Source organism: Verrucosispora sp. ts21, from assembly GCF_002879555.1.
Taxonomy (GTDB): domain Bacteria; phylum Actinomycetota; class Actinomycetes; order Mycobacteriales; family Micromonosporaceae; genus Micromonospora; species Micromonospora gifhornensis.
In genome coordinates this window covers 1-21,306 of the sequence record NZ_PNOZ01000093.1, presented here as the reverse complement: position 1 = coordinate 21,306, position 21,306 = coordinate 1, and the positions used below count along the sequence as shown (strand labels likewise).

Below are 21,306 nucleotides of genomic sequence, written 5' to 3'. Positions count from 1 at the left end.
GATCGTCGAGTTCGGCGTCACCGTCCAGGTCTGCGCCGCACTGCCGTTGCAGGTGTAGATCTGGATCTGGGTGCCGTCGGCGGTGGCCGCGTTGCGTACGTCGAGGCACTTGCCGCCCAGGCCGGTGATCGGCCCGGTCCGGACGGTGCTGCCGCTGCCGGTGGTGAAGGCGAACGAGTCCAGGTCGTAGAGGTGGCCGGTGCCCGAGCCGGCGAAGGTCAGGTAGAGCGTGGTGGTGCCGGTGGGCGGGTTGCTGATGGCGCCGGTGACCGTGGTGAAGCTGTCCCAGGCCCCGGTGACGGGAACGGTCGCCGAGCCGAGGACGGTGCCGGTGGCCGAACCGGCCCGCACCTGGAGGGTGCCGCCGGCCCCGGCGGAGGAGACCCGGGCGCTGAACGAGGTGACGTTGCCCAGCCGGTACGGCTCGAACGCGATCCAGTCACCGTTGTTGATGTTGCCGACGGTCTTGCCGCCCTCGGCGGTCGGCTTGTCGAAGGCGTCGACACCGGAGGCGGTCCTGTAGTGCTCCGCCTGCCGTTTGCGGGGCTGGAGGGTGTGCTGTGTGTGGGTGGTCAGCCCACCGGCGTCGGTGTACTCGGCGTCGAAGATGCCGAAGATGTTGGCCGCGTCGTCGTGCTCACCGTCGACCGGTACGGCGATCGTGCCGGTGCAGCCGTTCTGCGAGGTGATCTGGTGACCGTGGCTGTCGTGGCCCAGTACGTAGGTCATCTTGACCTTGGTGCAGTCGATGGTGCCGTCCTCCGGGTCGGTGACGGTGATGCTGAACGGCACCGTGTCACCGAAGCTGAACAGTTGGCCGTTGCCGGGGCTGGTGATGGTGACTGTCGGGGCGGTGTTGCCGACCCCGATGCGTACGCTCGCCGTGCCGGTCGCGCCCTGCGGGTCGCGTACGGTCAGCGTGGCGGTGTAGTTGCCGTTGGCGGTGTACGTCTTGCTCGGGTTGGCGGCCGTCGAGGTGGTGCCGTCGCCGAACGCCCACGAGTAGGTGAGCGTCCCGCCTTCCGGATCCGATGACCCGGCCGAGGAGAAGTTCACGGTCAACGGGGCGATCCCGGAGGTGCGGTTCGCCGAGGCCACCGCCGTGGGCGCCCGGTTGCCACCGCCGACGTAGTCGTAGCGGTAGAGGGCGGAGTTGGCGTCGCCGTTGTAGTAGCCGGTGCCGTAGTCCAGCACGTACAGCGCGCCGTCCGGGCCGAAGGCCATGTCCATGACCTGCTTGCCGTTCCACGGGAACGATCCGTCGATGCTGCCCACCGAACCGTCGGTGTTGACGTGGATCGGCTTGATCCAGCCTCGGCCGAACTCACCGGCGAAGAACTGGCCGTCGAAGCTCTGCGGCCACTTGGTGGTCGAGGTCGACGCGGCGTTGTAGCGGTAGACCGGGCCGCCCGACGGGGACTCGGAGCCGCCACCGAACTCCGGTGGGCTGCCGGCGTCTCCGGCGTACCGGATCCAGGCGGGTTTGGCCGCCGGCAGGGTGGTCAGGCCGGTGTTGCGGAACGAGTTGTTGGTGGCGCCGCCGGTGCAGTTGTACTTCGCCCCGGCGGTGTTGTTGGCGAAGTTCCACTCGGCGTACGTCTCGTTCGTGGTGTTGGTGCCGGTGCAGTACGGCCAGCCGTAGAAGCCGGGGCCGGTGATCCGGTTGAACTCGACCTGTCCGGAGGGGCCACGGGCGCTTGTGGAGCCGGCGTCCGGCCCGTAGTCGCCGACGTAGACGATGCCGGTGGCCTTGTCGACGCTCATCCGGAACGGGTTGCGCAGGCCCATGGCGTAGATCTCCGGGCGGGTGTTCGCGGTGCCGGGGGCGAACATGTTGCCGGCCGGGATCGAGTACGAGCCGTTGGCGTTGACCTTGATCCGGAGGATCTTGCCGCGCAGGTCGTTGGTGTTGGCCGCGCTGCGCTGTGCGTCGTACGCCGGGTTGCGGTTGGTCCGCTCGTCGATCGGGGCGTAGCCGCCGGAGTCGAAGGGGTTGGTGTCGTCACCGGTGGAGAGGTAGAGGTTGCCGGCGGCGTCGAAGTCGATGTCGCCACCGACGTGGCAGCACATGCCCCGGTCGGCGGCGACGTCGAGGACGTCGACCTTGCTGGCCGCATTGACTGTGAAGTCGGCGTTGAGGGTGAAGCGGGAGAGCCGGTTGACGCCCTGCCAGGCGGAGAAGTTGGTGCCGGTGGCCGGGGCGTCGCCGCCGGGGGTGGACAGCGGCGGCGCGTAGTAGAGGAAGATGTGCCGGTTGCTGGCGAAGTTGGGGTCCACCCCGACGCCCTGCAACCCTTCCTCGTCGTGGGTGTAGACCGGGATCGTGCCGATCACCGTGGTGTTGCCGGCCGCGTCGGTGCGGCGCAACGTGCCGTTGCGGGCGGTGTGCAGGACGGAGCGGTCCGGCAGCACCGCGAGGGTCATCGGCTCGCCGACCTCGGCGACCCCCTTGGCGAGGGTGACCTGTTGGAAGTCGGTGGCGACGATGGGGTGGGCCTGGGCCGGAGTCGGTCCGCCGAGCGCGGTCGGACCGGCACCGAGGGCGACCGTGCCGGCCGTGACGGCCAGGAGCAGGGCCGCGCCGGAGGTGAGCCACCGTGCGGGGTGGCGAGTGCAGTCCATTGTGGACATTGGAGGGCTGTCCCTTCCTGACGGATGAAGCCAGGCGGGGCGCGCGCCGTCGCGCCGAATGCCGTAGCGGGGGGAGATCGCCCGGACGACCGGTGGCCGGGTTGCGTGGTCGCGCGGGGATAAAAGACGGGTCAGTCCGAGGGTTCCCGCGCCGCCGGTTCACCTCATCGAAACATTTCGGTACCGGCTATGACACTAAATGGCATTCGTCGATGTGTCCATACCTTCCGCCGAGGACGCATGGACTTTCGTTGATTTGATCAGAAGTTGGAGAGGTTCTGAACGATCCACCTGCACGTCAACGGTGGCGGTCGACCGCCTGGGCCGCCAACGCGGTGAGCGCCGCCCGACTCTCCGGGGTCACAGTGGTCTGCGCCAGAGCGGCCAACGCGGCGTCGGTCCGGACCTGGATCATCTGCTCGATCGTGGTACGCGCACCGGTGCTCTCGATGATCTCGCGCAGCTCGGCGGCGCCCTCGGCATCCAGGTCGGGATTGCCGAACAGCTCCCGCAGCCGGGCACTCTGCGCCCGGTCGGCCGCGTCGCGGGCCAACGCCATCATCACCGTCGCCTTGCCCTCGCGCAGATCGTCGAGGATCGACTTGCCGGTGACCGCTGGATCACCGAAGACCCCGAGCACGTCGTCACGCAGCTGGAAGGCGTCCCCCAACGGGTCGCCGAACTCGGCCAGCGCGTCGACCAGCTCGGACGACGCCCCGGCCAGCGTGGCGCCGATCTGCAACGGCCGGGTCACCGTGTACCGGGCCGCCTTCATCCGGATCACGGTGAGCGCGCTGGCCACCGAGCCGCCCCCGACACCGGAGACCAGGTCGAGGTACTCCCCCGCGATCACCTCGGTACGCATCAACGAGAAGACCGCGTAGCCCCGGTGCACCGACTCGGCGTCCAACCCGCACTCGTGGAACATCTGATCCGACCAGGCCGCGCAGAGGTCGCCGCAGAGCAGGGCGGTGTTGCGCCCGTACGCCTCCGGATCGCCCCGCCAGGACGACCGGGTGTGCAGGTCGGCGAAGATCCGGTGCACCGAGGGTTCGCCCCGACGGCGGTCGCTGCCGTCGAGGATGTCGTCGTGGATCAACGCGAAAGCGTGGAACAGTTCCAGCGCCGCGGCGGCGGTCACGATCGGGGTGCTGTCCGGGCCACCGGCCGCCCGCCAGCCCCAGTAACAGAACAGCGGTCGCAGCCGCTTGCCGCCGGCCAGCACGAAGCGGTGCAGCGTGGTGAAGACACCCCGTGGCGCGCCGTCCGGCCAGTCCGGGTCCTGCCGGTCGAGAAAGGCTGTCAACTCCGCGTCGAACCGGGCCCGCAGTTCGTTCGCGTCGGTCGGGGCGATGGTGGCCGTCACGACGCCTCCAGTCCGGCCAGCTCCAGCAGCAGCCCCTTCACCTCCGTGGCGGCGATGCGGTCCCGGGCCGGCGAAGGGTCGGAGCAGAGCAGCACCGGCCCGTCGGCCGGCTCGGCCGGCAGCCGACCGTGCGAGCCGCGTACCGCCCGCGCACCGGCGTCCAGGCCGACCACGCTCATCATGTACCGCATGCCCGTCTTCTTGCGGGCCAGCGCGACGGCCGCCCGTCGCTTCGCCGCGCCCGGGGCGGCCGGGTCGAAGAACAGCTCCGCCGGGTCGTAGCCGGGTTTGCGGTGGATCTCGACCAGCCGGGCGAAGTCCGGCGCCCGGGCGTCGTCGAGCCAGTAGTAGTACGTGAACCAGGCGTCGGGCTCGGCCACCAGCACCAGTTCACCGGCGCGGGGATGGTCCAGCCCGTGTGCCGCCTTGCCGTCCGCGTCGAGCACCTCGGCCACCCCGGGCAGCCCGGCGCAGAGCTTAGCCACCGCCGGCACGTCGGCCGGATCGCGGACGTAGACGTGGGCCACCTGGTGGTCGGCGACCGCGAACGCCCGCGACGTCCACGGGTCGAGGTACTCCATGCCGGCCTGGGTGTGCACCCGCAACAGCCCTTCGGCGCGCAGCAGTCGGTTCACGTCGACCGGCCGGGAGACGTCGGTGATGCCGTACTCGGAGAGCACCACCACAGTCGTGTCGCGGACCTGCGCGGCGTCCAACAGCGGCGCGAGCACCCCGTCCAGTTCGGCTGCCGCGGCGGCGGCCTGGGGTGCGGACGGGCCGAAGCGTTGCAGGTCGTAGTCCAGGTGCGGCACGTAGACCAGGGTCAGGTCGGGAGACTGTTCGGTGAGGATCTGCTCGGCGGCCCGGCAGATCCAGCTCGACGACGGCAGCCCCGCGCCCGGCCCCCAGTAGGTGAACAGCGGGAAGGTGCCGAGCCGCGCGGTCAGGTCGTCGTGCAGCTGCGGCGGATCGGTGTAGCAGTCCGGCTCCTTGCGGCCGTCGGCGTAGTAGACCGGTCGCGGGGTGACCGTCCAGTCGACGTCCGCCCCCATCGCGTACCACCAGCAGACGTTGGCCACCGTGTAGTCGCTGCGCACCCGCCTGGCGGCCTGCCAGATCTTGTCCCCGCCGACCAGCGCGTTGTGCTGCCGCCAGAGCAGCACCTCACCGAGGTCACGGAAGTACCAGCCGTTGCCGACGATGCCGTGCTCGGTGGGCAGGGCACCGGTGAGGAATGTCGACTGCACCGAACAGGTCACCGCCGGCAGCACCGTACCCAGCTCGGCGGAGAAGCCGGTGTCGGCCACCGCGCGCAGCCGGGGCATGTGGGCCAGCAGCCGTGGGGTCAGCCCGACCACGTCCAGCACCAGCAGTTTTCGGGTCATGGGGTAGTCACCGTTTCGGTCGGGGTCAGCCCGAGGGCGACCAGTTCGTCGCGGGCGAAGGCCAACTCGGCGGCGATCCCGGCGGCCAGCTCCGCATCGGTGCCGGGGCGCCGCGCGGCCGGCAGCACCCCCCAGGTGTACGTCTCGACGTCGAGGTGGTCGCAGCCGGCGTCGGCCCCGGTGAAGAGGGCGGCCAGCGCGGCGCGCAGCACCGGCAGGGTCGAGTCCAGCGGCGGTTCGGGCGGGGCGTGCAACGGCACGTGGTAGTGCACCCGCCACGGGCCGGGCAGCCCGGCGTCGAGAGCGACATCGAGGTCGTCGGCGGCCCACCGGGGGTCCGCCGGGTCGGGCGATCCGGCGCAGCCGACGGTGCGGGTCTGGTGCAGGAACCGCGGCTCGACCCAGCGGCGCAGCGCGGCCGTCTCGCCCGCCGGGTCGGTGGCCTCCAGCGCGGCGGACACCTGCACCTTCACCACCGGCAGGCCGGCCGCGGTCAGCCGGTCGAGGGCGACGCTCGGCTCCTCCCACGCGCAGGCGAGATGGGCCAGGTCCAGGCAGATGCCGAGCCGCTCGGTGTCCATTCCGGACAACGCCGACACCGCCTGCGCGCTGCTCTCCACCACGCAGCCGGGCTCGGGTTCGAAGCCGACCCGGATCACCCGGCCGCTGTCCCGCTCGACGGCGGCCAGGCCGGCGGCGAGCTGGTCGAGACGCCTCCGGGCCGCGTCCGCACCTGCGGTGTCCCAGGGCGTACGCCAGGCCAACGGCAGGGTGGAGATCGAGCCCCGGGCAGCGTCGTCGGGCAGCAGGTCGGCCAGCACCCGGGCCAGATCCAGGGTGTAGTCCAGCCGCTCCTGCGTGGTCCAGTCCGGCTGGTAGACCGCGCCCTTGACCACCGGCGCCTGGAAGGCGGCGTACGGGAAGCCGTTGAGCGTGACCACCTCCAGCCCTCGTACCGTCAACGCGGTGCGCAACCGACGGCGGGCGTCCGCGTCGGCGGCCAGTTCGGCGGCGACCGGGGCGGCCAGCCACAGGCCCAGGCCGAGCAGGTCGGCACCGAGCGCCGTACGGACCGGTACGGCGTAGCTGTCGAGTTGGGCGAGGATGCCGGCGAGGTCCTCGGCGGGATGCACGTTCGTGCAGTAGCCGAGGTGGATGGTGCGCCCGCCGGCATGCCGTAGTCGCATCAGCCGCCGCCACGCAGGATCGAGTTGCCGGCGAAGGTGGCCTCGGCACCGTCACCGTCGCTGAGGTCGAGTCGACCCGACTGCCCGTAGAACTCGATCGGGTTGCGCCAGAGCACCCGGTCGACATCCTCGTCGGTGAACCCGGCAGCCAGCATCGCCTCGCCGGTGGCCCGGGTCAGCAGCGGGTCCGACCGCCCCCAGTCGGCGGCGGAGTTGACGAGCATCCGCTCGGTTCCGTACGCCTTGAGCAGTTCGACCATCCGGGGCGGCGACATCTTGGTGTCCGGATAGATCGAGAAACCGAGCCAGCAGCCGGTGTCCCGGACCTGCTTCACGGTCACCTCGTTGAGGTGGTCGACCACCACGCGCCCCGGTTCGATGCCGGACTCGGCGACCACTGCGAGGGTGCGGTCCACACCGCGGGCCTTGTCCCGGTGCGGCGTGTGCACCAGCGCCGGCAGGTCGTGGGCGACCGCCAGGGCGAGTTGGGCGGCGAAGGCGGCGTCCTCCTCCGGCGTCATCGAGTCGTACCCGATCTCGCCGACCGCGACCACGCCGTCCTTCTCCAGGTAGCGGGGCAGCACGTCGAGCACCGGCCGGCAACGCGGGTCGTTGGCCTCCTTCGGGTTCAGCGCGACCGTGGCGTGGTGGCGTATCCCGAACTGTCCGGCCCGGAACGGCTCCCAGCCGACAAGCGAGTCGAAGTAGTCGGTGAACGATCCGACGTTGGTACGCGGCTGGCCCAGCCAGAACGCCGGCTCCACGATCGCCTGCACCCCTGCGGCTGCCATCCGCTCGTAGTCGTCGGTGGTGCGGGACGTCATGTGGATGTGCGGGTCGAAGATGCGCATCACGCCTCCCTGTGGTGCGGTTGGCTGCCGGCGGTGAGCCGGTCCAGCAGCGCGGTGGCGTCGTCGGGCATGCTCCGGCCCGCGGCCTGCCGTTCGGCGGCGAGCCCGGCGAGCATCACCGCCAGTTCCCCGTCGGCGCGGGCGTCGAGATCCGCCACCACCGCCAGCGGTACGCCGGTGAAGACGCACTTGAGCACCGCCTGCCGCCAGGTCGACGCGTCGAGGTGTGCCGCGTACGGGCCGAGGGCGGCGGCGATCAGCCGGGTGTCGTTGGTACGCAGCGCGTCGTGCAGCAGCGGCACCCCGGCCGCACCGATCGGCAGCAGCGGCAACGCCTTGAGCACGGCCCGCTTCTCGGCGGCGTCGCCGGTGCGGTACAGCGCTTCGGCCCGCTCGGCGTGCTCGGCCGGCAGGTTGGCCAGCAGCAGCGCGCGGGCCGCCTCGTCGGCGGTCCAACCGGGCAGGTCGGGCAGGTCGGCCCGGCCGCAGCGTCGACCGACCGCCGGGAAGAACCTCGTGATCGCCGACGGCTGTGCCGCGACGCCCGCCAGGGCCGCCACCAGCCAGTCCGGATCGGGTATGCCCCGCAGGGCCGCCCGCAGGTCGTCCGATCTCATCGCCGTCCTCACCCCTCTCATGTCGCGCTGCCTCGTCATCGCAGGCCCGGGTCGTCCCCACGGCCGGTAGGAATGTCATCCGCCGCGGCGGCACACTCAGAAGTGCTGGTCACCGGCGTGGCGGGGGTGGGCAGCGCGGTGGAGGCGATGCGGAGGTAGTCCAGCGATCGGGCTGCTACGGCCGGTGCGGCGTGCGAGTGGCGCGGCAACTCGACCGCGACCAGGCCCCGGTAGTCGACCTCACGCAACGCGGCAAGCACCGGCGGGAAGTCGATCTCGCCCTCGCCGAACTCCAGATGCTCGTGCGTCCCGCGCCGCATGTCGTCGATCTGCACGTTGACCATGTGCGGGCCGACGTCACGGACGCAGTCCGGCACCGACAGCGACTCCAGGCAGCGACAGTGTCCGATGTCGAGGGTAATGCCCAGGCAGGCCGGCGCGTCGAGCGCTTCGTGCAGCCGTCGCCAGCCGGCGATGTCCTCGACCAGCATGCCCGGCTCCGGTTCGAAACCGAGCGTCACGCCGGACCGGTCGGCCGCCTCGACCACTGTGGCACAGCCGGCCACCAGGCGGTCCCAGGCCAGGGCCGGTGCGACCGCCTCGGGGCGTACCCCGGCCCAGAAGGAGACCGCCTCGGCACCGAGGTCGGCGCCGATGGCCACGGCCCGGCGCAGGAACTCCACCCGCAGCGCGGCGTCGTCGTGCAGCAGCGTCGGGGCGTGCTTGCGCCACGGGTCGAGCAGGTACCGGGCACCGGTCTCGATCACCACGGCGAGGCCGAGTTCGGTCAGCCGACGCGCGACGGCATCGACCCGCCGGGCCAGTTCCGGCGCGAACGGGTCGAGATGGTCATGGTCCAGGGTCAGCGCGACACCGACGTAACCGAGGTCGGCGATGACCGCCAGAGCGTCGTCGAGACGATGGTTGGCGAAGCCGTTGGTGCCGTACCCGAAGCGTAGGCCGCCGGACCCGCCGACCGCGGGGACGGGCGTGCTCTCGGCGGCGGTCATGTCGGGGAGACCTTCCGGGCCAGCCGTCGGCCCAGCGGTGCCGCCGCCGCCACGGCCACCCCGAGCAGGCCGGCACCGGCCCGCGCGGTCAGCGCGCCCTGCAGGGCGGGCAGACCGGTGATGCCGGCACCGACCGCCGCGCGGACCCGCCCGGCGGTGGGCTCGCTGACCACCCGCGCCTGCGCGGCGCCGTAGCGGGCGGCGTACCACCCGGCGAGAACGGCCGGCAGCGCCCCCGCTACCGCGCCGACCGCCCGGCCGCCGGCACCGAAGCGCTCTCCACGGCCGCCGGCACCGAAACGCTCCCGACGGGGGCCGGGCGGTACCGCGGTGCTCGCCGCGACCAGGGCGGTGCCGGCGAGCGTACGCAGCGGCAGCGCCTTGTCCGCGCCGTCTACCTCGCGTCGGGACAGGGCGGTGACGGTCCAGGTGTGTGCGGCCACGGTCACCGCTGCCGGCAGTGCGCGCAGCGGGCGGCCACCGGCGGCACCGAGCAGCACGTCCAGCCCACGGCAGGCGGCCATCACGGCCGGGCCGGCGGCGGTGTTCTTGGCCAGGAGGTCGTACCCCCAGATGGTGGCGGCCAACGGCACCGCGACGGCGGCGGCGCGGCGTCCCCCGGCGGCGGCGGCGAGCCCGACGCCCGCGGCGGTGAGGCCGGCGGCGAGGCCGACCGCCGCGCCGGGGCTGATCCGACCGCTCGGGATGGGCCGTTCCGGGCGTTCGACCGCGTCCAACTCTCGGTCGGCCCAGTCGTTTGCGGCCATGCCGGCCCAGTAGAGCAGCACCGACGCGGTCGCCAGAGCCGGCGTACGGGGACCGAGCGCGCCGGCCGCGGCGGCACCGGCGACCACGTCACCGGGCACCGAGAGGGCGGCCGGGGCCCGGACCAACTCGACGAGGTCAGCCACGCGGGTCATCGGTGCCTCCGGTGTGCAGCCGGTGGGCGAAGTCGCACAGCCGGGTCCACTGGTCGGCAAGCGAGTGGGTGCCTTCGCCGAGCGGGTCCTTGAAGAAGAACGCCAGCTCGGTAAGTGGCCCGCTACGTCCGGCGGCGTGCGCCGCGGCGGTGAGCCGGGCCAGGTCCAGCACGAGCGGGGCGGCCAGCGCCGAGTCGCAGCCGTGCCAGGTGAACTCCAACCGCATGCCGGTGCCGAGGAAGCCGGCGAAGGTGATCAGATCCCAGGCGGTCTTGAAGTCGCCCAGTTCCTCGACGTAGTCGATGCGGGTGTCCCCCTGGGGCAGGTAGCCGAGCGTCTCGCCGAGCACCCGCTGCTTGCTGCGTACCTTTGCGGCGTTGGCGGCCGGGTCGGCCAGGGTGGCGCCGTCTCCCCCGCCGAGCAGGTTGGTCCCGGACCAGGAGCGCACATGCAGGTTGCGCATCGCGAACATCGGAGCCAGTACGGACTTGAGCAGCGTCTCGCCGGTCTTGCCGTCGTGCCCGGCGTACGGCACCCGGTGCTGCTCGGCCAACGCGCTCAGCGCCGGCAACCGCAGCCCGGTCGACGGGGTGAAGTCGACGTACGGGCAGCCCGCCGTCACCGCCGCGTACGCGTACAGCGAGCTGGGCGGCAGCACCTCGTCGGGGCCGGCAAGGGCGGCGCTGAGCGCTGCCGGGTCGGCGTGGGCGGGGTGCGGCTCGGGGGCCGCTTCGGTGGCCGAGACGTTTACCACCACGACCCGGGCCAACCCGTGTCGGTCACGGAACTCGGTGAGGTCGCGGACGATCGCGGCGGCCCGGTCGGCCTGACTGCCGTCGGTCGGTGCGGGACGCAGTTCCCGGTCGACCGCGGCCAGTTCCTCGGGCAGCGCGGCGACCAGTCGAGCGGGCAGCACCCCGGCGGCGGCGAGCGTCTCGGCCCGCTTGGCCAGTGGGGTGGCGATCACGTCGTGGCCGCCGAAGACCAGGTCGGAGAAGGTCGGTAGGGCGGGACCACCTACCGCGGGCAGTTCGGTGACACACCCGGTCGGCCTGGTCAGCCCGGCGCGCAACGCGAGCGCCCCGACGATGCTGGTGGTCGCGACCGAGCCGCGTGCTCCCACCAGCCAGATACCCGTACGCATGGCGCTCCTTTCCCGATCGACAGAACGTCCTGGGGATGTTGCGCCCCGTCCGCCGCCCGCTCCGATGCGAGTCAACCGACCGGCGCCGACGTCGGCGGCGTCACCGCCGGACCGGCGACCCGGAGCGGTACGGACGGACGGGGCTGGCAGGCATCGACGGTCGGCGTCTCGCCTCTGCCTACCCGCATCCGGTCCGGCCGCATGGCAACGCGACCGGCCGGACGACGACTGGAAACTCCTCCGGTGCAAGCCCCGGGTGGGTCCTGGGGCCGGTTGGTACGAATCGGGCGGCGGTCCTCCGGTGCGGCCGGGGAATCCCGGTCCGACCGCACCGGAGGAACCGCACTGCTCGTGCCCTGCGGGCCGGGCGGCCCGAGGGCACGTCCTCCGGTACCCGACCCGTTCCGGCCGCGGGGCGCAACCGCGGCCGGCCCTCGCCGGTCGAGTACCGAAGGTGGCTCAGGCGGTGGCCGTCGCCAGTGCCGGCTCCACAGCGGTCCACGAGGACCCCAGTTCGGCCGACCGGACCACCGCGTCCAGCACCAGTTGCACCTGCAACGCCTCGGCGAAGGACGGGCTCGGGTCGACCCCGGTCGCCACCGCCTCGATGAAGTCGCGCATCTGGTGGGTGAAGGAGTGCTCGTACCCGATGATGTGCCCCGGCGGCCACCAGGCCGACAGGTACGGGTGATCGCCCTCGGTCACCAGGATCCGGCTGAAGCCCTGCTCGGCGGCGGGTCGCGTCGCGTCGTAGTACTCCAGCTCGTTGAGTCGCTCCAGGTCGAAGGCGACAGTGCCCAGCGACCCGTTGATCTCCACTCGGAGAGCGTTCTTACGCCCGGTGGCGAACCGGGTCGCCTCGTACGTGGCCAACGCCCCGCCGTTGAGCCGGGCGACGAAGATCGCCGCGTCGTCGACGGTGACCGGTCCGGTGGCGGCGCTGCCCCCGTCGGTCTGCGCGGCCAGCCCGCTGGACTCGCTCGGCAGCGGCCGTTCCTTGACGAACGTCTCCGTCACCGCGCTCACGCCGGTGATCTGCTGACCGGTGACGTACTGGGTGAGGTCGATGATGTGCGCACCGATGTCACCGAGCGCGCCGGAGCCGGACACCTCCTTACGCAGCCGCCAGACCAGCGGGAACTGCGGGTCCACGATCCAGTCCTGCAGGTAGGTGGCCCGCACGTGCCGGATCTCGCCGAGCCGCCCCTCGGCGACCAGCTGGCGCATCAGCGCCACCGCGGGCACCCGCCGATAGTTGAATCCGCACATCGACCGCGCCCCGCCGGCGCGGGCGGTGGCCGCCGCGGCGGTCATCTCCTGCGCCTCGGCGACTGTGTTGGCCAGCGGCTTCTCGCACAGTACGTGCTTGCCGGCGGCCAGCGCGGCCAACGCGATCTCGGCGTGGCTGTCACCCGGTGTGCAGATGTCCACCACGTCGATGTCTGGTCGGGACACCAGCTCCCGCCAGTCAGTGGTGTGCTCGTCCCAGCCGAGCCGGTCGGCGGCCTCGGCCACCTTTCCGGAGTCCCGGCCGCAGATGAGCGCCATCCGGGCCCGCGCCGGCAGGTCGAACACCCGGTTCACGGTGCGCCACGCCTGTGAGTGCGCGGCGCCCATGAACGCGTAGCCGACCATGCCGACCCGCAGTTCGTTGTCGTTCGTGGACAAGGTTGGGTCTCCCCCCGGTCGTATCAGAACCCGAGCTTGAGGTAGTTGCTCGCGTTCTCCTTGGTGATCGTTTCGGAGGCGAGGATGATCTCCTTGGGCACCTGGAGCTCCACCAGGTCGGACATGCCCCGCTCCTGGCCGATCAGCCGGGCCAGCGAGATGGCCGACGAGGCCATCGACGGGCTGTAGGTCACCGTGGCCTTGAGCACCGTGTTGTCGGCCTGGATGTCCTCCATCGCCTTCTTCGAGCCGGCACCGCCGACCATGAAGAACTCGTTGCGGTTGGCCTGGCTGATCGCCGCCAGGACGCCGATGCCCTGGTCGTCGTCGTGGTTCCAGATCGCGTCGATCTTCGGCAGGGCCTGGAGCAGCTGGCTCGTCTCCTGCTGGCCGGAGTCGACGGTGAACCGGGCCGCCCGCCGGTTGGCCACCTTGAAACCGTGCTGGGCCAGGGTGTCGTTGAAGCCCTGCGTACGCTCCTGGGTCAGCTCCAGCTCGTCCATGCCGGCGATCTCGGCGATCACCGGGTTGCTCACGCCCTTGGCCTTGAGCTGCTCGACGATGAAGGTGGCGGCGGAGACGCCCATGCCGTAGTTGTCGCCCTTGATCTGCAACCGGTACGCCTTGGCGTCCGGGAAGGCCCGGTCCAGGTTGACCACCGGGATGCCGGCCTGCATCGCCTCCAGGCCGAACGAGTTGAGCTCCTTGCCGTCGTGCGGCAGCAGCACGATCACGTCGGGCTTCTGCGAGATCAGCGTGGACAGCGCCGCCCGCTGGGCCGCCGCGTCCGCGCCGGCCTCGACCGTCTTGAACTCCACATCGGAGTACGCGGCGGCCTGCGCCTTGGCGTTGTTGGTGATCGCGGCGATCCAGCCGTGGTCGGCGGCCGGGGCGGAGAAGCCGATGGTCACCTGCTTGCCGGGCTCGGCGTTGCCGCCGCCCTCGGCCGCCTTGGTCTGCGCCTCGGTCGGCGTGGCCTGTTCGTTGCTGGTGCAGCCGGCGAGCAGTACGCCGGCCCCGACGGCCGCCCCGCCGAAGAGCAGCCGGCGGCGACTGTGCTGGGTCATCACGACCTCCTGATTATCAGTGGTGGAGAGGGAATTGGGTGTGCAAGACCCGACCACCGTCGATGTGCGCCGGCGATCTGGGTGAATCGGTGTTCAGCTGGTGGTCAGCCGGTTGTTGCGACGGAAGAACTGGGACAGGCTGCCGAACTGGACCTGCTGGATCAGGACGGCGGCGACGATGATGCCGCCCTTGACCATGTTCTGGGCCTCGGTGGAGAGGCCGTTGATGGCGAAGAGGTTGGTGATGGTGGCGAAGATGATCACACCGAGCAGGGAGCCGACGATCGTGCCCCGCCCGCCGCTGAGCAGCGTGCCGCCGATGATCACGGCGGCGATCGCGTCCAGCTCGTAGAGGTTCGCCATCGCCGCCTGGGCCGAGGTGGCCTGGGCGGTGAGCATGATGGCGGCGATGCCGCAGCACAGTCCGGACAGCACGTAGAGCAGCACGGTGTGCAGCTTGACGTTGATGCCGGCCAGCCGGGCGGCCTCCGGGTTGCCACCGACGGCGACCGTACGCCGGCCGAAGGTGGTCCGGTTGAGCAGCACCCAGCCGGCGATGACCACCGCGGCCAGGATGTAGACCAGCAGCGGGATGCCGAGCAGGCTGTTGCTGGCGATGCCGTTGATGGTGCTGTTCTGCGAGATCTGGGTCTGCTTGTCGGAGATCTCGGCGGCCAGCCCTCGGGCCGCCACCAGCATGGCAAGCGTCGCGATGAACGGCACAAGTCGCCCGTACGCGATGAGGGTGCCGTTGACCAGACCGACCGCCATCCCGACGACGATCGCGGTGAAGATCATGCCGGCGGCGCCGAAGCTCTGGGTGGCGACAGTGGTGCACCAGACCCCGGCGAGCGCGACGATCGCACCGACGGAGAGGTCGATGCCGCCGCCGATGATGACGAAGGTCATCCCGACGGTGACCACCCCGACCACCGAGGCCAGCTTGAGGATGCTGAGCATGTTCGCCCAGACCCAGTCCGGGTTGGAGTAGAGGTCCGAGCGGGTCGCCGCGCCGATCACGAACAGGATCAGCAGCACCCCGATCAGGGCCAGGTTGCGCCGTGCCCCGTCACCGCCGTCGCCGTGCCACCAGGACAGTCGAGCGGTACCGGCCGATGCCTTGTGCCCAGCCACCTCCGTCTCGGCCGGGTCTACCGGCGGCGACTGCGCCGGCAGCTTGGTCGTGGGCGGACTGTCGCTCATGCCAGCGCTCCGCTTCGCTCCGCGCCGCCATGAGGCACCTGCACGCTGTATCGATGATTCGCTCGCTGACGCTCGCTCATGCCGCTGCGCCTTCCATCAGGGACCCCGACATCACGAGGTCGAGGACGGTGGATTCGTCGAGTTCGGCGGCGGGAGCGGTACGCACGACCCGCCCCTCCCGCATCACCAGCACCCGGTCGGCCAGGCCGAGCACCTCGGGCACCTCGCTGGAGACCAGCAGCACCCCGACGCCCTGCGCGGCGAGTTCCCGGATCACCTGGTACAGCTCGGCTCGGGCGCCCACGTCGACGCCCCGGGTCGGCTCGTCCAGCAGCAGCAGCCGGGTGCCGCCGAGCAGCCAACGCCCGACCACCACCTTCTGCTGGTTGCCGCCGGAGAGCGTCCGTACCGGCCGGTTCACGTCGCGCGGCCGCATCTCCAGACTCTCGGCGATCCGGTCCGCCTCGGCCCGCTCCTTGCCGATGTCGGTGAACCCGAGCCGGGCGTAGCGGGCGAAGGTGGCAAGCGTGACGTTGCGGTAGATCGGCTCGCCGAGCAACAGGGCCTGGCTCTTGCGCTCCTCCGGGGCCATGCCCAGGCCGGCCCGCACCGCAGCGCCGACGCTGCCCGGCCGCAGCGCCTTGCCGGCCATCCGGACGGTGCCCGACTCGGCCCGACGCGCGCCGTAGATTGTCTCCAGCACCTCGGAGCGGCCGGAGCCGACCAGCCCGGCAATGCCGACGATCTCGCCGGCCGCGACGGTGAGCGAGACGTCGGCGAACTCGCCGGAGCGGGTCAGCCCGTCGACTTCGAGCAGCTCCTCGCCGACAGTGGTGTCGGCGGAGCGCTCCGGGAAGACGTACTCGATGGTGCGGCCGGTCATCCGGGAGACCAGGTCGCGGGTCGGGGTGTCGCGGGCCGGCAGGTTCGCCGCGGTGGTCCGGCCGTCCTTGAGGACGGTGACCCGGTCGCCGATCTCGCGGATCTCCTCCAACCGGTGCGAGATGTAGATGACCGCGATGCCCTGCGCGGTCAGCTCGCGGACGATCCGGAACAGGTTGTCGACCTCGTCGTGGGCGAGCACCGCGCTCGGCTCGTCCATGATGATCAGTCGGGCCTCGTGGGAGAGCGCGCGGGCCATGCTGACCACCTGCTTGCCGGCCGCCGGCAGCGCCCGCACCATCCGCCCGGGCGGGATCTCGGCGTGCCCGAGGCGACCGAGGATCTGCCGGGTACGGCGGGCCATGTGGCCCCGGCGGATGAAGCCCAGGCTGCGCGGCTCGTGGCCGAGGAAGGCGTTCTCGGCCACCGACAGGTCCTCGACCAGGTCGAGTTCCTGGTAGATGGTGGCGATGCCGGCGCGCATGGCGGCCTGCGGGTTGGCGAAGCTGACCGGCTGGCCACGCCACTCGACCAGCCCCGAGTCGGGCCGGTGCACCCCGGCGAGCACCTTGATCAGGGTGGACTTGCCGGCGCCGTTCTGCCCGAGCAGGCAGTGCACCTCGCCCGCGCGGACCTCCAACTGCACCCCGTCCAGGGCGCGTACGCCGGGGAAGGTCTTCACCACGTCGGACAGCCGCAGCACCACCTCACCGGCGACGGCGTCGGCGGGTGCCTCGACCAGGGGACGTCCGGTTTCGCTCATGCCGGCTCTCCACTCCACTTCGGGCCTCGGTCCGTTGTCTGGCGGTGGTTCACGTCGCCTCCCCGAAGGCCAGGTCGCTGGCGAGCACGGCGGCACCGGCGACGCCGGCGCGCGAACCCAGTTCGGAGAGCACCACCGGGAGGTTGCCGGTGGCCAGCGGCAGCGAGCGGCGGTAGACCACGCTGCGAATCTCGGCGAGCAGCACGTGCCCGAGCTGGGCGAGACCACCACCGATCACGATCATCGACGGGTTGGTGAAGCTGACCAGCCCGGCGAGGACGCTGCCCACCCGCCGACCGCCCTCGCGGATGAGCTGGATGCAGGTCACGTCCCCCTCGACCGCACCGGCGGCGACGTCCAGGGCGGTGACCGTGCCGTTGGCGGTCAGCCGTTCGGCGAGCGCGGGCGAGGCGCCGGTACGCGCCGCGGCGGTGGCGTCCTTGGCCAGCGCGGCCCCGCTGAACAGCGCCTCCAGGCAGCCGGCGTTGCCGCAGGAACAGATCGGCCCGTGCGGGTCGACCTGGATGTGGCCGATGTCCCCGGCGCAGCCGTCGGTGCCCCGGTAGACATCGCCGCTGAGGTAGATGCCGCACCCGATGCCGGTGCCGATCTTGACGAACAGGAAGTCGTCGACGGAGTGGGCGACACCGCCGTGCCGCTCACCGATCGCCATGATGTTGACGTCGTTGTCGACCACGGCCGGGCAGCCGTGCTCACGGGTGAGCAGTTCCCGGACGGGAAAGCGGTCCCAGCCCGGCATGATCGGTGGGGACACCGGCACGCCGTCACGGAAGCTGACCGGGCCGGGCACCCCGATGCCGACCGCGTCGAGCCGGTCGTAGGCACCGTCCACCCGGGCCTTGTGCAGCAGTTCGCTGACCCGCTGGAGGATGGCCTTGGGCCCGGACCGGATGTCGGCCGACTCCGCGTACGCGGCGACCGGTTCGAGGCGGCCGTTGACCACCTCGACGTCGATGGAGCTGGCACCGAGGTCCACGGCGGCGAACCGCAGGTGTGGGCTGAGTTCGACAAGGGTGGAGCGTCGTCCGCCGCGGGAGGCGGCCTTGCCGGCCTCGGCGACGAATCCGAGGCTGACCAGCCGTTCCAGCTCGGTGAGCAGCCGGGGGCGAGGCATCTCCAGCCGGTCGGCGAGCTCGGCGCGCGACAGCGCGCCCTCGTCACGGAGCAACCGCAGCAACCGTACGTGCAGGGGGTCGGCGGTGTGCACGGCTCACCTCTCCACCGGGCTCGTTCACATCGATGAAATACCGACGTGTAGTGCCCGACACAGTAGGAGCCTTCGATGCGCGGTGTCCAGACCTTAGAGAGAATCGGTGCCAACTTTTGTTGGATCAAGCAAAAGCTACCGACGGTGTCGACCGATCGCCTTTCCGCAGGTCAATAGGGCTCCGAAGAGTCACCCCCTGCGCACGTTTCGCGATCTTGATGGGCTTCGATGGAGATCATCTCGACGGCCCGGCGGAACCCCGCACTCCCGACCGCACACCCGCCACAATCCGCAAGATCGCTCACGGAGCGTCACCACGCAACCCGCGCCGCGACCGACGGCTCCCCGCTGCCCGACCCACCACCGGCTCACCTCCTCCCGCAGCCGGACCGGGCGACCTTTCGTCACCCGCCACCATTTCGCGAGCCTGAAATCGACGCCGGAAAATCTCGCGTCATTCGACGGTGGACAGGGACGCACCCAACGATGATCGACAATGTCTGCGATCGCGGTCCGGGCCGCAGGATTCACTCGTCAGGCCGCCAGCCGCCGGCGAGCAGAGCACGTCGTACGGTGTCTACGACCTGCTCCGGGTGGGTCCGCACCAGCCAGGCCGGAAATCGCAGAACCCGGTCGCCGGTCGTCCCGATGTCGTTCTGACGCTCCAGGTCCGCCACCTGATGGCGGACGTCTGCCCAATCGCGTACGTCCACCTGATGCGTACCGTCGATTTCCACGTGCACCAGTCACCCGCCTACCGTGGCCGCCCGCCCACCGACTCTCCACCAGATCTTGGACACTTGTCGCTCCATCGATGCGCTCCGCCCTGGCCCACACTCAAGATCTTGGTGCGAAACTGCCCCTGCAGAGGCGCTTTCGTACCAAGATCTGCTCGGGTTGGCGCGACGGAACAGCGCAGCGCGACGGAACAGCGGGTGCAGGAGTGCGGGTGGTCAGAGGCCCTCGGGGGTGGTGGCGACGCGGGCCGCTGCGACCAGCCGGTCGGTCTCGGCGATCACCGCCTCGTCGTCCACAGGCGTGCCGACGTCGTAGTGGACCATCCAGGTCAGACCGTCGACGCCGGGTACCCGCCGACCGACGATCCGGCCGGAACCGCCGGGCAGGGCGTGATGCTGGGTGTACGCCACCGACTTGGTGACCCGGGCGCGGACCTGGTGCGGCAGCTCGCCCGGGTCGAGCAGCAGGTAGCGTTCCGCCGGGCGGTCGGCGATGACGAGATAGCCGTCCCGCTCGGCGACCTGCTCACCGGGAGTGACTGTCAGTTCCCGGCCCGACCAGACCGCTTTGACGATGTCGTGCCAGCCGATCCGGTGGCCACGGCCGGGCAGCCACAGCCCGAGGTTGCTGGCGACGACCACCCCGTCGCCTTCGCCGTTGCCGACAGCGGCCCAGGCCAGCACCCGCTCGTCGCGTTCCAGGGGTGGCCGGGCGGCGGGCGGCAGCTTGGGTCGGCGACGGAACAACTTGATCATCACAATCCTCCCGCTGCCTGCTCGCGCAGGGCCCGGGCGTGCTGCTCCAGCGAGAGCAGCTCACCGAAGGTGGCGAAGTACTCGTCCTTGTTGCTGACCGGGTTGATCCGCTGGATCCGCGACTTCAGGTCCCGGATCCGGGCGGTGACCGATCCCCACTGCAGGCGGGCCATGGTGATCGAGACGTACCGCGGGTCGGGCTCGCCGTCGATCCGCAGCGGCTCCACCGCCAACTCGCCGACAAGTGCCTGGGCCGCGAGGTCCTCGCAGGCGTCGCGTACCGCCTCGACCCAGACCGCGCCGGCGGTCGCGGAGGCGGCGCCACCGGCCTCGGCGATGGCGGTACGCACCACCACGTGCACCGGGTGCCGGTAGTCGGTCGCCTCGACCGCGTCGAACATCGGCCCGGCCAGCACCGGCTCCTGGAGGGCCAGTTTGAGCGCCTCCCGCTCGACCATCGACTGCGGGCTGTCCACGGCCGGCTCGCTGCGTGCCGGACGCGCCGGGGTGTCCATCGGTCGTCCGGAGGCGGCGGCCAGCACGGCCCGCTGCACCGGCTCGATCTCCATGCCGAGGTCACCGGCGAGCTTGCGTACGTACTCGGGGCGTTTTTCCTGGTCCTTGAGCTTGGCGACGAGCGGCGCGGCGCGGCGCATCGCCTCGACCCGCCCGTCGACGGTGTCCAGGTCGAACCGGCTGATCACGTGGCGCAGCGCGAAGTCGACGAGCGGCTCGCGGCGCGCGACCAGGTCGCGGACGGCCAGGTCGCCCTTTGCCAGGCGCAGGTCGCACGGGTCCATGTTGTCGGGGCTGACCGCGATGAAGGTACGCCCGACGAAGCGCTGGTCGTCCTCGAAGGCGCGCAGCGCGGCCTTCTGCCCGGCGGCGTCCCCGTCGAAGGTGAAGATGATCTCCCCCGCGACGGCGTCGGTGTCCAGCAGCAGCCGGCGCAGTACGCCGATGTGGTCGCCGCCGAAGGCGGTGCCGCAGGTCGCCACCGCGGTCGGTACGCCGGCCAGGTGGCAGGCCATCACGTCGGTGTAGCCCTCGACCACCACCACCCGGCCCTGCTTGGCGATCTCCCGTTTGGCCTGGTCGATGCCGTAGAGCACCTGCGACTTCTTGTAGATCGGCGTCTCGGGGGTGTTGAGGTACTTCGGGCCGTCGTCATCGTCGAACAGCTTGCGGGCACCGAAGCCGATCACATCGCCGGTCAGGTCACGGATCGGCCAGAGCAGCCGACGCCGGAACCGGTCGATCAGGCTGCCCGAGCGGGCCGGCCGGGACAGCCCGGCGGTGACCAGTTCGTCGTGGCTGAACCCGCGCTGGCGCAGGTGTCGGGTGAGCGGATCCCAGCCCTCGGGGGCGAATCCGCAGCCGTACCGCTCGGCGGCGGCCCGGTCGAAGCCGCGCTGGGCCAGGAACTCCCGGGCGGCACGCGCGCCGGCCGTGGTGAGCTGGGCGGTGTAGAACTCCACCGCGGCGGCGTGCGCGGCGACCAGCCGCTGCCGCTGCCCCTGCTGCGGTCGCTCCCGACGCGGCGCAGACCTGTCGTCCTCCACGTACCGCAGTTGCAGCCCGACCCGGGCGGCAAGCCGCTCCACCGCCTCGACGAAGCTCAGATGCTCGGCGTCCATCAGGAACTTGATGGCGTCGCCACCGGCACCGCAGCCGAAGCAGTACCAGACGTTACGAGCCGGCGAGACGTTGAACGACGGGCTCTTCTCGTCGTGGAACGGACACAACCCCTTCAGGTTGCCCGCGCCCGCCGACTTCAGGGTCACCGTGTCGGAGATCACCTCAGCGATGGAGGCCCGCTCCCGAACCAGCGCGATGTCCTCGTCCCGAATCCGCCCCGCCACACCCCCACCCCCTTCTCCTCACATCCTCC

General features: G+C 71.3%; 17 protein-coding genes. All 17 read right to left on the bottom strand.

Annotated elements, in window-relative coordinates; genetic code table 11:
- On the bottom strand, nucleotides 1–2,622 hold a 2,622-nt coding region (locus C1A38_RS27030), incomplete at its 3' end, for a PQQ-dependent sugar dehydrogenase (RefSeq protein ID WP_102660530.1).
- A 307-nt stretch (nucleotides 2,623–2,929) separates the two neighbouring features.
- Nucleotides 2,930–3,997, bottom strand: coding sequence for a polyprenyl synthetase family protein (locus C1A38_RS27025; protein WP_102660529.1), 1,068 nt, complete (start codon nucleotides 3,995–3,997; stop codon nucleotides 2,930–2,932).
- Nucleotides 3,994–5,382, bottom strand: coding sequence for an alkaline phosphatase family protein (locus C1A38_RS27020; RefSeq protein WP_102660528.1), 1,389 nt, complete (start codon nucleotides 5,380–5,382; stop codon nucleotides 3,994–3,996). The genes C1A38_RS27025 and C1A38_RS27020 overlap by 4 nt, the downstream gene beginning before the upstream one ends.
- On the bottom strand, nucleotides 5,379–6,569 hold the full coding sequence (eboE, locus tag C1A38_RS27015; protein ID WP_102660527.1) for a metabolite traffic protein EboE: 1,191 nt from the start codon (nucleotides 6,567–6,569) through the stop codon (nucleotides 5,379–5,381). The genes C1A38_RS27020 and eboE overlap by 4 nt, the downstream gene beginning before the upstream one ends.
- A complete protein-coding gene (locus C1A38_RS27010; RefSeq protein WP_013735339.1) occupies nucleotides 6,569–7,420 on the bottom strand; it encodes a TatD family hydrolase in 852 nt (283 codons plus the stop codon). Before C1A38_RS27010 ends, eboE begins: the two co-directional genes overlap by 1 nt.
- Nucleotides 7,420–8,037, bottom strand: coding sequence for an EboA domain-containing protein (locus C1A38_RS27005; protein ID WP_102660526.1), 618 nt, complete (start codon nucleotides 8,035–8,037; stop codon nucleotides 7,420–7,422). The genes C1A38_RS27010 and C1A38_RS27005 overlap by 1 nt, the downstream gene beginning before the upstream one ends.
- A gap of 35 nt (nucleotides 8,038–8,072) precedes the next feature.
- Nucleotides 8,073–9,047 carry a sugar phosphate isomerase/epimerase family protein gene (locus tag C1A38_RS27000; RefSeq protein WP_102660525.1) on the bottom strand — a complete coding sequence of 325 codons (975 nt, stop codon included), beginning with the start codon at nucleotides 9,045–9,047 and terminating at the stop codon, nucleotides 8,073–8,075.
- On the bottom strand, nucleotides 9,044–9,967 hold the full coding sequence (locus C1A38_RS26995; RefSeq protein ID WP_102660524.1) for an SCO3242 family prenyltransferase: 924 nt from the start codon (nucleotides 9,965–9,967) through the stop codon (nucleotides 9,044–9,046). The genes C1A38_RS27000 and C1A38_RS26995 overlap by 4 nt, the downstream gene beginning before the upstream one ends.
- Nucleotides 9,951–11,111: an inositol-3-phosphate synthase gene (locus C1A38_RS26990; protein ID WP_102660523.1), complete on the bottom strand. Its 1,161-nt coding sequence runs from the start codon at nucleotides 11,109–11,111 to the stop codon at nucleotides 9,951–9,953. Before C1A38_RS26990 ends, C1A38_RS26995 begins: the two co-directional genes overlap by 17 nt.
- Nucleotides 11,112–11,570: 459 nt before the next feature.
- The gene (locus tag C1A38_RS26985) at nucleotides 11,571–12,746 is read right to left on the bottom strand and encodes a Gfo/Idh/MocA family protein (protein ID WP_373306828.1); all 1,176 of its coding nucleotides are present in this window, start codon (nucleotides 12,744–12,746) and stop codon (nucleotides 11,571–11,573) included.
- A 56-nt stretch (nucleotides 12,747–12,802) separates the two neighbouring features.
- Entirely contained in the window at nucleotides 12,803–13,846 is a 1,044-nt protein-coding gene (locus tag C1A38_RS26980; RefSeq protein ID WP_102660521.1) for a substrate-binding domain-containing protein, read from the bottom strand.
- Between the two features lie 93 nt (nucleotides 13,847–13,939).
- Nucleotides 13,940–15,049, bottom strand: coding sequence for an ABC transporter permease (locus C1A38_RS26975; protein WP_102660520.1), 1,110 nt, complete (start codon nucleotides 15,047–15,049; stop codon nucleotides 13,940–13,942).
- 76 nt (nucleotides 15,050–15,125) lie between these two features.
- The gene (locus C1A38_RS26970; RefSeq protein ID WP_102660519.1) at nucleotides 15,126–16,694 is read right to left on the bottom strand and encodes a sugar ABC transporter ATP-binding protein; all 1,569 of its coding nucleotides are present in this window, start codon (nucleotides 16,692–16,694) and stop codon (nucleotides 15,126–15,128) included.
- 49 nt (nucleotides 16,695–16,743) lie between these two features.
- A complete protein-coding gene (locus C1A38_RS26965; RefSeq protein ID WP_102660518.1) occupies nucleotides 16,744–17,922 on the bottom strand; it encodes an ROK family protein in 1,179 nt (392 codons plus the stop codon).
- Between the two features lie 527 nt (nucleotides 17,923–18,449).
- Entirely contained in the window at nucleotides 18,450–18,665 is a 216-nt protein-coding gene (locus C1A38_RS26960; protein WP_199180344.1) for a putative endonuclease domain-containing protein, read from the bottom strand.
- Nucleotides 18,666–18,875: 210 nt separating this feature from the next.
- Nucleotides 18,876–19,412, bottom strand: coding sequence for a hypothetical protein (locus C1A38_RS26955; protein WP_102660531.1), 537 nt, complete (start codon nucleotides 19,410–19,412; stop codon nucleotides 18,876–18,878).
- A 2-nt stretch (nucleotides 19,413–19,414) separates the two neighbouring features.
- Nucleotides 19,415–21,277, bottom strand: a complete 1,863-nt coding sequence (gene dnaG / locus C1A38_RS26950; RefSeq protein WP_102660517.1) for a DNA primase — start codon at nucleotides 21,275–21,277, stop codon at nucleotides 19,415–19,417.
- Between the last annotated feature and the right edge of the window lie 29 nt (nucleotides 21,278–21,306).